The 1,009-nt window shown below is 76.1% G+C and carries 1 protein-coding gene; it reads left to right on the top strand.

Annotated features, from left to right (window positions below; genetic code table 11):
* On the top strand, positions 1–1,009 hold a 1,009-nt coding region (locus HYE82_RS36760), incomplete at both ends, for a DUF916 domain-containing protein (protein ID WP_256988224.1).

Genomic DNA, 1,009 nt, shown 5'->3' with positions numbered 1-1,009 from the left:
GCTCCTGCCCGTCGCCCGCCCCCACCCGGCCGCGGCCGCGGACAACGGCACCTGGGGGGTGCTCCCCACCCCTCCGGCCGGCGCCCCGGTGACCGACCGGGCCTACTTCTTCCACCAGGGGGTGGCGGGCACCACCGTCGGCGACAGCGTGACGGTCGTGAACTCCTCCGACCGGGAGCGGACCTTCCGCGTCTTCGCCACCGACGCCGTGAACACCCCGGCCGGCGGGGCCTTCGCCCTGCTGCCGGTGGATCGCACACCGCAGGACGTCGGTGCGTGGGTCGCGCTGGCGCCGCAGGCCGCGGGCACCGTGACCGTGCCGGCCCGGGGTCGCCTGGACATCCCGTTCACGGTGCGGGTGCCGCAGGATGCGGCCCCGGGCGACCACGTCGGCGGGATCGTCGCCCTCGGCACCGAGGTGGAGGGTGTCCAGCAGGACGGCAAAGTGCAGGTCGGGGTCAAGCGGCAGGTCGGCGCCCGGCTGTACTTCCGCGTCCCGGGGCCGTCGGCGCCCGGGCTGAGCGTGGAGGACGTACGGGTGCGGCGGTCCGCGCCGCTGCTGCCGTGGGTGCGCGAGGCCCGCGCCACGGTCTCGTACGCCCTGGTCAACCGGGGCAACGTGGTGATCGAGCCACGGGTGGCGGTGAGGGCCGAGGGGCTGTTCGGCCGCACCGTGCTGGACCGGCCGGCTCGCGAGCAGCGGCTGGTGCTGCTGCCGGGGCAGCGGATCGAGCTGGCGGAGCCCTGGCCGGACGCGCCGCAGTCGGATCGGGTCACCGTACGGGTCTCCGCGGGGGCGGCGGCCTACCCTGACCTGACCGCGGAGTCCGTCGTACGGTTCTCCGCCGTACCGTGGCCGGCGCTCGCCGTACTCCTGCTCCTCGCGGTCGCGGCCGCCTCCGCCCGCATCCTGCACCGGCGCCGTACGCCGGCCCCGGACGAGGCCCCCGGCTCCGGCCCCGACCCCTGTCTCTTGTACACATCTACCCGCCCACCAGCCAGGTCTCTC

It is taken from the genome of Streptomyces sp. BR123 (assembly GCF_013401435.1).
Classification (GTDB): domain Bacteria; phylum Actinomycetota; class Actinomycetes; order Streptomycetales; family Streptomycetaceae; genus Streptomyces.
Note: the sequence above shows the minus strand (reverse complement) of the source record. Positions and strands in the feature narration are given on the sequence as shown.